The 8637-nt window shown below is 65.8% G+C and carries 8 protein-coding genes; 2 read left to right on the top strand and 6 right to left on the bottom strand.

Going from position 1 to position 8637, the window contains the following annotated elements; all coding sequences use genetic code 11:
- Positions 1-89: 89 nt before the first annotated feature.
- The 5 genes from LWF15_RS30755 to LWF15_RS30775 form a co-directional block, all read right to left on the bottom strand.
- Entirely contained in the window at positions 90-542 is a 453-nt protein-coding gene (locus LWF15_RS30755) for a hypothetical protein (protein ID WP_232814482.1), read from the bottom strand.
- Positions 535-1470, bottom strand: coding sequence for an AAA family ATPase (locus LWF15_RS30760; RefSeq protein ID WP_232814483.1), 936 nt, complete (start codon positions 1468-1470; stop codon positions 535-537). The genes LWF15_RS30755 and LWF15_RS30760 overlap by 8 nt, the downstream gene beginning before the upstream one ends.
- The gene (locus LWF15_RS30765) at positions 1467-2981 is read right to left on the bottom strand and encodes an AAA family ATPase (RefSeq protein ID WP_232814484.1); all 1515 of its coding nucleotides are present in this window, start codon (positions 2979-2981) and stop codon (positions 1467-1469) included. Before LWF15_RS30765 ends, LWF15_RS30760 begins: the two co-directional genes overlap by 4 nt.
- A gap of 96 nt (positions 2982-3077) precedes the next feature.
- Positions 3078-3320 carry a hypothetical protein gene (locus tag LWF15_RS30770; protein ID WP_232814485.1) on the bottom strand — a complete coding sequence of 81 codons (243 nt, stop codon included), beginning with the start codon at positions 3318-3320 and terminating at the stop codon, positions 3078-3080.
- Positions 3321-3339: 19 nt separating this feature from the next.
- Positions 3340-3921 carry a hypothetical protein gene (locus LWF15_RS30775; RefSeq protein WP_232814486.1) on the bottom strand — a complete coding sequence of 194 codons (582 nt, stop codon included), beginning with the start codon at positions 3919-3921 and terminating at the stop codon, positions 3340-3342.
- 170 nt (positions 3922-4091) lie between these two features.
- Between LWF15_RS30775 and LWF15_RS30780 the strand changes: the two genes are divergently transcribed.
- Positions 4092-5747 carry a DUF262 domain-containing protein gene (locus tag LWF15_RS30780; protein WP_232814487.1) on the top strand — a complete coding sequence of 552 codons (1656 nt, stop codon included), beginning with the start codon at positions 4092-4094 and terminating at the stop codon, positions 5745-5747.
- A gap of 11 nt (positions 5748-5758) precedes the next feature.
- Positions 5759-7993, top strand: coding sequence for a DUF262 domain-containing protein (locus LWF15_RS30785; RefSeq protein WP_232814488.1), 2235 nt, complete (start codon positions 5759-5761; stop codon positions 7991-7993).
- An 11-nt stretch (positions 7994-8004) separates the two neighbouring features.
- Here the strand turns inward: LWF15_RS30785 and LWF15_RS30790 are convergent.
- On the bottom strand, positions 8005-8637 hold a 633-nt coding region (locus LWF15_RS30790), incomplete at its 5' end, for a hypothetical protein (RefSeq protein ID WP_232814489.1).

Below are 8637 nucleotides of genomic sequence, written 5' to 3' on the forward strand. Positions count from 1 at the left end.
CGCACTTTATCCGGTTCTGGTGGTGTGGAAGTGACTATCCGTAGACCCGGGGGCGGCACTGCTGGCGCCAAACCGCACGCTCGACGGGTTCACCGGCCGGCGGCATGCCCGGCGGCGACAACGGCGACGGTCGGCGGCTCAGCGATCGCCGGCCCGGGTGCGAGGCGGGCCCGGACCCGGGCCTCGACTATCAGGACGAGGTGGTGTACCTCGGCCGCCGAGGCGGGCAGGTCGTAGGCGTGGTGATGGCAGGCCCTCGACAGGGCGTTCCAGGCGTAGGTGACCTGGCGTGAGGCCGGCGTCCCGTCCAGGGCCCGCAACGCGATGAGTTTGCTCGCTCCGCGAAAGCCCGGCCCGTGGGGCCCGGCTCCGTAGGGCCGCCCCAGAGCCGCCAGCCAGCGGTCGATCTCGCCCTCCAGTACCGTCCTGGCCATCGCTGCCGCGGCCCGGGCCCGGCGGTCGGGCGGAAACGGTGACTGGGCACCCAGGGCAGTGCGGGCCGCGTCCAGCAGGGCGAGGGCTGCATTCTGCGGCTCAGCCACGGTGTGCCTCCAGGTCGGCCAGCGTGTCCCGCAGGTCGTCGACGGCCGTCAGCGGGTCGCCGCTCAGACCCTGGTGGTGGCCCCGGGCGCAGATGTCCAGGGCCCGGTTGCGGTGAGGGCGCGCCCGCTTCCAGATGCCGGCGTCCCCGCTGGAGAGGGCCAGAGCGACCTTGCTCTTGGTGGTCTGCGCCCTGGACCAGCCGGCGTCGACCTCGACACGAGGAACCCCGGCCCGGAGCATGCGGTTGAAGTACATGCTGTGGCAGCGCGACTCGATGCTGCCCCGCACCAGGGTGGGCAGAACATGGCGGCGCACGGTGTCGTCCATCCCCGGATCCCTGGCCACCGTCAGCGCATCCGCCAGCAGGTTCCGTGCCTCGTCAGCCGTCTCCCGCACGCTCACCACCGAGCGCAGGTCGCGAGTGACCTGGAGCATGGTGGCGGGCAGCCCCAGCCGCCGCACCGCCTCGGCCAGCCGGTCGTCGTGGGTGAGCACGATGACCTGACGCTCCCGCGCGGCCTCGTGCAGCACCCGGGCCAGGCCGTCGACCTTCGCCGGGTCCATGGCCTGCACAGGGTCGTCGATCATCAGGAACCCGAACGGGCTGTCGGCCAGGGTGGCCTTGGGCAGGAACACCGACAGGGCAAGGGCGTTGGCCTCACCCTGGCTCATCACGGCGAGCGCGGCGGCTTCCTCACCGTCCACGGCGGCGGGAAAGTGTACCCGTCCCGAGGAACCCCACGGCTGCAGCACGACCTCGGTGATGTCGACGTTGCTCTCGTGCCGCAGCGCGGACCAGATGGCCCGGGTGCGCTCGGACAGCGGTTTCATCCGCTGCGCCCGCAACGTCTGCGCCTGCTCCTTGACCCAGGTGTGCGCGACGTCGACCAGGCGTGCCTGCTCCTCGAGCGCCACCGCGGCGCTCATGTCGGCGTGCCACCGGCCCAGGCGCAGCGCCAGCGTCTGCCAGGCATCGTGCCGGGCCTCGAGTGCGGCGTTCGCGACCGCGCCAAGCTCGTGACGGCCGCGTCCAGGCGCTCGCAGGCAGTCGGCCCGTGCTCGGCGATCTGGTCCACCTGAGTCAGGGCCGCCCAGTCCTGCCAGGCCTCGCGTACCGCCTGGCAGGCGGCAGCAACGTCGGCGCCGAGATCGGGCAGCTCGAGGAGTACCCGAGGCAGGGGAGTGATGAGCGCGAGGAGGGCCTGCTCGGCGTGGGCGGCGGCGGCGCGGGCCCGGCTCAGCCGCTTGCCCAGTGCCTGTTCCTGGTCCAGTTCGGCCCGGGTACGCTCGGCCCAGGCGGAGTCCAGGACCGCGCCCTCGCAGACCGGGCACACGGTGTCACCGCCCTGGTCGTGGTGCTCCAGCGCAAGGCTGAGCAGCTGGGACCGTCGCGCCGCCGACGCCTCGAAGAAGTCCTGAGCATCGACCAGTTCCTGCCGCGACTCCCGGTACAGGTCGATCATGCCGTGCAGCAGGCCGGCGTTCGGGCGGCTGATCGTGTTCAGCTGGGCCAGCACCGAGATCGTCTCGACGTAGCCGTGGTCCTGGCTGCCGGTGACGAGCGCGGCGACCGCATCGAGGTCGGGCCGGCGCTGGTGGATGAGCTCGAAGGCCTGCTGGCCCCGCTCGTCCTTCGCCGCGCGCAGCAACGGTGCCAATGCTGCGCGCTGGTCGTTCGCCGCCTCCCGGTGCACCCGCAGCTTGCCCAGCGCCTGCTTCAGCCGTGCCTGGGCGTCGGTGATCTGCTCCAGACCCAGGATGGGCGCCAGCGCCTTGTACAGCTTGCTCGGCTCGGCGACCAGCGAGCTGAGCTCGTCGTAGGACAGCAGGGGCCGGTGGGCCTCCAGCGCGCCGGCCCAGCCCAGCCCGGACAGCCCGACCTGGCGCTTCTGTCCGTGCACCTGGGTCCACGTGCGCACGTCCTGCAGCGTCGCGTCCTTGTCCCATTCGGCGCCGACGGTGGTCAGCGGCTGGTCCTGAACCGCCAGTTCCACCGTGATGCGCGCCGTTTCGGGCTGGTGGACGTTGCGCCAGGCTTCCTTCCAGACAGCTGCGGTGCGGTTCTTCCAGCGGTAGCTGTTGCTGGTCAGCGCGACCTCGAGCGCCTCGGCGAAACTGGACTTACCGCAGCCGTTACGGCCCGAGATCACGGTCAGGCCCGGACCCACCGGCAGGTCCAGCCGGGCGAGCGGACCGATGCCCCGAAATCCTTCGACCTCGATCGCCGACAGATACGCCCGGGCCAGCTCAGGAACCGAATGCGGCTGTCCCGCGCTCCCTGTTGTTGTCTCGCTCGCGGTTCCCTCGAGCAGTTCGTGCAGTTCCTGCTCGCCCTGCAACGCGGCCAGCACCAGCAGCCCCACGTCGTCGCTGACGCCGGTGGCGCTCAGAGCCTGCGCCACGGTGGAGATCAGATCCCTGGACGGTGCATTCGACATTGCTTTCCCCTGTTCGAAGCTCTCGACCCTTGTGACGGCCTGCGGCGCGCCGCCTCAGGCCCTCGACTCAGCAGCAGCTCTTCGCCGGAACTGCTGCTACTTCCAGAAGGTGCGGACCCGCTCGTCCCGCACGGACGTGAGGTGCCAGCCGTGGCAGCGGGGGCAGGCATAGGAGCGCACCGGGTCCTTCTGCAGCGCGGCGCCCTTGGCGCGGATCGTGGCCAGTGAGAAGTCCGCGGCGATCCGGTCGTCGAAGTACCGCTTCCCGCACGCCCGACGGCGCGGCTGAGCCGGGATCAGCGGGCGGGCAGCCTTGCTGGCCTGACGGCGGCGATTCATCAAGGAAGTCCTCCGCCGCTCAGAAGGTGTCGTTGATGGTGATCCGGTCGTAGCCCTTCGCCCAGTCGTCCGCCGAGAAACAGGACAGCGACACGGTGGTGCCGACGTCGATCGGGTCGGACGTGCAGCTGCTGGTCGCGACGACCTCGGTGCCCTTCCAGAACTTGATGTCGACGAGCGCGGAGTCCTTGTCGCCGCGGTTGTTGGTCACCCGCAACTTGCGGACGTCCACGCTCCCCAACGCGTCAGGGGTCGCCTTCCAGCCCTTGTGGTACTCGAACCCGTTCACCTCGAAGGCCTTCCTGATCTCGATCTCGAGCGGGTTGTCGGGGCCGCCGGGCTGGGCGTCTCCCTCTTCGACAGCCGTCACGGCCTCGTCGACGGCGTTGCCGGCGACCAGCACCACGGCCGCGCAGGACCCCAAACCGCCCACCACGAACAGCCCGGTCAGGACCAGGAGCGTGTTACGCAGCTTGTGCGACTTCTTCGGAGGATGCGGCTGGTAGTGCGGGCCGCCGTAGTACTGCGGGGCCGGTCCGGCCTCGTACTGGCCGGGGTTGGCGTGGCGGGGGACGGGGGCGTTGTGCCATTCGTTGCTCATGGACCCAGGCTCGTGGGGCGAGCCTGTCGACTCACCATTTTGCGTCGCAACCCGGTTGCGTTCGCCGGGTCAGCGCGTGGGCCAATAAGGAAGCGCACGCGACGGACGTATCGGCCGATTCCGACCGCGATCAGGCGTCGGTCGGATAGTCTCCGCAAAGGGGGTGAAGGGTGACAGCGGAACTGCGGCCCGTGCTGGTCGGTGACATCAGCGGGAAGTTCTTCGTGCCAAGCTATCAGCGGGGTTACCGCTGGGGGCGAGACGAGGTGCTCCGGCTCCTCGAGGACATCCAGCAAAGCGCGGGTAAGAAGTATCTCCTGCAGCCGGTGGTGGTGAAGCGTCGCGACGACGGCACCTGGGAACTGGTCGACGGTCAGCAGAGGCTGACCACCCTGTTCTTGATCCTGTGCCACATACGCCAGTACCTTCCGCATGCCGAGCTCAAGTACTCGCTGCAGTTCGAGACGAGGGCCGCCAGCGCTGACTACCTTCGGAGCCCGACGGCCGAGCTCCGCTCAAGCAACATCGACTTCCTGCACATCTACGACGCGTCCGAGCTCGTTCGTCAGTGGTTCGAAAAGCAGGACAATCCCACGATGGAGGCCGTGCAGTTCTACGGCTACCTCACCCGGTCGGTCTCCATTATCTGGTACGAAGCCCCGCCGCAGGAGGACTCGACCGCACTGTTCACTCGACTGAACGTCGGACGAATCCCTCTTACCGACGCCGAACTGGTCAAGGCGCTGATGCTGACCAAGAGTCGCCTCATCGACCGGGAACGGGAGGTCGCGGCGCAGTGGGACGCGATCGAGGCAGATCTGCGCCGCCCGGAAGTATGGGCCTTCATCACTCGCCGGCCGGCTACGGAGCCGACCCACATCGTCCTGCTCCTCGACACCCTGGCCCCTTGGAGCGGCCCCGACCGGCGTCCGCTCTTCCATACTTTTGAAACGCTACGGCCCCAGATCGAGACCCCGGCAGAGGACGTCTGGACCCGGGTGATCAATCTGCATTCGCTGATCATCGGCTGGTACGACAACCGGGACACCTTTCACAAGATCGGGTATCTGATCGCCCGCGGGGACTGCTTCGAAGATCTGGTGAAGTTGTCGGAGGGGCGGCGCAAACACGAGTTCGAGAATCTGCTGGACGCTCGCATCCGGGACGATCTGCAGCTCACGGATTCGGACGTGGCTGGGTTGCGCTACGGGGAGAAGAAGACCGAGGCCGTCCTGCTGCTGATGAACGTGGAGACCGTCCGGCGGATGAGGCACTCCACCGAGCGGTTCTCGTTCCAGCAGCACGCTCGCCGGCAATGGAGCATCGAGCACATTCATGCCCGCAACACCGAGCAGCTCAACCGGGCGGAACAGTGGTCCGACTGGCTTCGCCTGCATCGGGATGCCCTGGCCGCCCTATCCACGATCGACCAGGACGAGCGTAAGGACTTGACCGTCCGGATCAACAGCGCTCTGGAAAACCTTACGGAGAGCAAGTTTCGCACGCTAGAACCGGAGGTCAGCCAGGCGTTCAGCCAGGCCGGTGACGACCAAGACATCGACTCGATCGCCAACCTCGCGCTGTTGTCCACCGGCGACAACAGCGCCTTGAACAATTCGGTTTTCGAGGTCAAACGGCGGAGCGTCCTGGCGCTGGACCGGGAGGGGTCGTACATCCCGGTCTGCACTCGCAACGCTTTCCTGAAGTACTACACCGAGGCCGAGGGCCAACAGATCCACTTCTGGGGCGCGCACGACAGGGAGGGCTACCTCGCAGCACTGAGGCAGCAGATCGCGGGCTACCTGATGCCGGAGAGGGCAACCTGATGGATGGTTACGTGACCTCGTACGCCAGGCTGTTCCAGCCCCGCCTTGACGGCAGCCCGCTCGTGACGAACATCGAGATTCCTTCGATCCAGCGCGATTACGCACAGGGACGTACCGACGAACGCGCCAGCAAGGTGCGCAGTCGGTTCCTGGACGTCCTGCACACAGCGCTGACCGGTAAGGCTCCGGTAAGTCTGGACTTCGTCTACGGATCACTTGAGGGCGAGACGCTGCATCCGCTGGACGGTCAGCAACGACTGACCACAGTCTTTCTCCTGCACTGGTATCTCGGGTACCGGGCGGGTGAACTTGCCGAAGAGCAGCCCTGGATGAAGTTTTCCTACGCCACTCGCCCGAGCGCGCGACTATTTTGTGAGCGACTGGTGCGAGCCGCGCCGGCGCCGGGGGAGACGCAGCCGACGTCCTGGATTGTGGATCAGCCCTGGTACCTCTACGTCTGGCAGCAGGATCCGACCATTCAGGCCATGCTGGTCATGATCCAGGACATCCATGAGCGCTTCGCAGACTGCGATGGGCCCGCCGCATGGAAACGCTTGGCGGTGGACGAGGATCCGGCGATCAGCTTCCTCTTCCTGCCCGTCGAGTTGACTTCGGGTGAAGATCTTTACATCAAAATGAATTCGCGCGGCAAGCCTCTAACTGCGTTCGAGAACTTCAAAGCGCTCTTCGAATGCGCCATCTCCTGGTCTGGGGACCGGGCCACCGCGATCGGGCACCGGATCGACGGAGCCTGGACCGACGTCCTCTGGCGGTTCCGCGGTGACGACGACATTATCGACGACGAGTTCCTGCGTTACTTCTCATTCATAACTGACGTGTGTCAGTGGCAGCTGGGGCAGGTGCCGACCCCAGGTCTCGTGGAAGAACGGGCTTTGCGTCTGTTCGGCACTCCAGGGGACGAAGCCGAGCAGAGCCTGAATTTCTTGACTCACGCCTTTGACACCTGGGCCAGTACTGATGTACGAGAACAGATGGCTGAACTGTTCACCAGGACAGACATCGGTGGCAGTCAGCCGTTGGTGATTTTTGGCGCTGACGAGAACATCAACCTCCTCGAGGCCTGCTGTCGAGCCTACGATGACAGCGACCGGGGACGCTTCACTTACTCACGTACTCTTCTTCTGCTGGCTGTCCTCCTGGACCGTATGAGTCCGTCGGGCGACTTCCCACGCCGAGTTCGGGTGCTGCGTAATCTGATTGAGGGCTCCGACAACGAGCTGCGTCCCCAACGAATGCCGGCGCTGGTCGCTGACGTGCGGCGCGTCATCGTCGAGGGATCCTTGGAAGGGATCAAGGGGTTCAACCAGGTCCAGGTCGACGACGAGCAGCAGAAGCTGGCCTTCTTGCAGCAATACCCGGACCTGACCGATGTCCTCTTCCGGTTGGAGGACCATCCTCTTCTGCGTGGCTCGCTCCAAGCTTTCGACCTTGATCCCGCCACGCTGCCAGGACGAGCGGCCTCGTTCGAGGTACTGATGGCTTCGGATGAGCATTGGCTTGAGTTGACTGGGGCTCTACTCGCGGCGGGGGATTACTCGCGTCGTTTGGGGGACCGTGACCGGCAGTTCGGTGCGCCCCACAATGCAGCCCCTTGGCGTCGCCTGCTCGCCGGCGAGTCACGTTCCGGTCTGGCGAGCACCGCGTCTGCGCTCGGAAGCGTTCTGGACGCGATCAGCGCCGGTACGAACGTGGAGACGGCGCTGAGGGACATATGTGACGCGTTCGCGCGCGCACGAGTTCAGCAACAAAATTTGGACTGGCGCTACTACTTGGTCCAGTACGACGTCATGCGCGAGGGCTGGTCGGGCATCTATGCCAGCGTCAAGGCTGAGATGGGCTATGCGATCTGCATGCTGAACCGAGCCCGGATGAACGGGTACTACCGCGATCCGTACCTTTCGGCTCTGGTGCGCGAGGCTGAGATACCCGGTGTTGATGAGGGCGGACCCTATTTCATTGGTGGCTACGTCGACGAGCCGCGCTGGTTCTCACTGCCACGTAGCGGTACTCGGATCCGCAATGCAGCGAATGGTTTCGAACTACTTCCCCCAGAGGAGGGCAGGTTCCGGGACGCCTTCGATCGGGAGTGCGACAATTTGAAGGTCGGTGAACGCTATCTCCACGTCGTTCCCCAGCAAGAACATGATGGGTCATTGGTGGATCTGCAGGACCGTGTGGCGAGCGGCGCGGACTTGCTGCGCCGATTGCTGGCCGTGGGCTTGTGAACCGACTGGTGTCAGGGAGCGCACGGCGCCACAGCTTCGCTCGGAGTGCCTGGTGGGACATCGAACTGGGCAAGTGACTTGGCGTCACCAGGTAGCTCCACCAATCCGGGATAGTCTCCCGGGTTGTCAGGGTGTGCGACTTTCCAATCACCCTCGTCATCGCGCATGTCCTGCACGGTCTCCGGCGAGGCAACGACATAGTGGTAGATCCGACCCATGGTCACGCTGCGGTCGTAGCCGCCGAACGTCTCCTTGAATGTCCACGATCCGTCGGCGCTTTGGAGATCTGGTTTCCGCACGAAGTAGTAGTTGCCGCTCGGTCGGTGGCCGTCCATGTCGCAGGTCGTTTCGTCGAGCTGGATCAGCATCACCAAGTTCTCGCGGTCTTCGGCCGATCCGTCAACTACGCCAGACAGGTGGAAAGGCCCAGTGATCTCTTGGCCGTTGTTGACCAGCACCGGGCAGAACGTCAGATCGCTGCTCTTCGAGGGATTCGGAACGACCGCCCCCGGCTTGTTGGCTACGAGATTGCACGCATCGGATCGCTTTTCGACGACGATGACGATGGCCAGCGTCACCGAGGCAATGGCGGCCAGCGCAATCATTGGCCACGACTGCTCGCGCAGGAGGCGGAGAAAAGGAGG

Source organism: Kineosporia rhizophila (assembly GCF_021277265.1).
GTDB classification, from domain to species: domain Bacteria; phylum Actinomycetota; class Actinomycetes; order Actinomycetales; family Kineosporiaceae; genus Kineosporia; species Kineosporia rhizophila.

Bases quoted from the DNA above. Each gene is read 5' to 3' on its own strand.
- LWF15_RS30770 (WP_232814485.1), bottom strand. From the start codon at position 3,320: ATGAATCGCCGCCGTCAGGCCAGCAAGGCTGCCCGCCCGCTGATCCCG.
- LWF15_RS30775 (WP_232814486.1), bottom strand. From the start codon at position 3,921: ATGAGCAACGAATGGCACAACGCCCCCGTCCCCCGCCACGCCAACCCC.
- LWF15_RS30760 (WP_232814483.1), bottom strand. From the start codon at position 1,470: ATGAGCGCCGCGGTGGCGCTCGAGGAGCAGGCACGCCTGGTCGACGTC.
- LWF15_RS30765 (WP_232814484.1), bottom strand. From the start codon at position 2,981: ATGTCGAATGCACCGTCCAGGGATCTGATCTCCACCGTGGCGCAGGCT.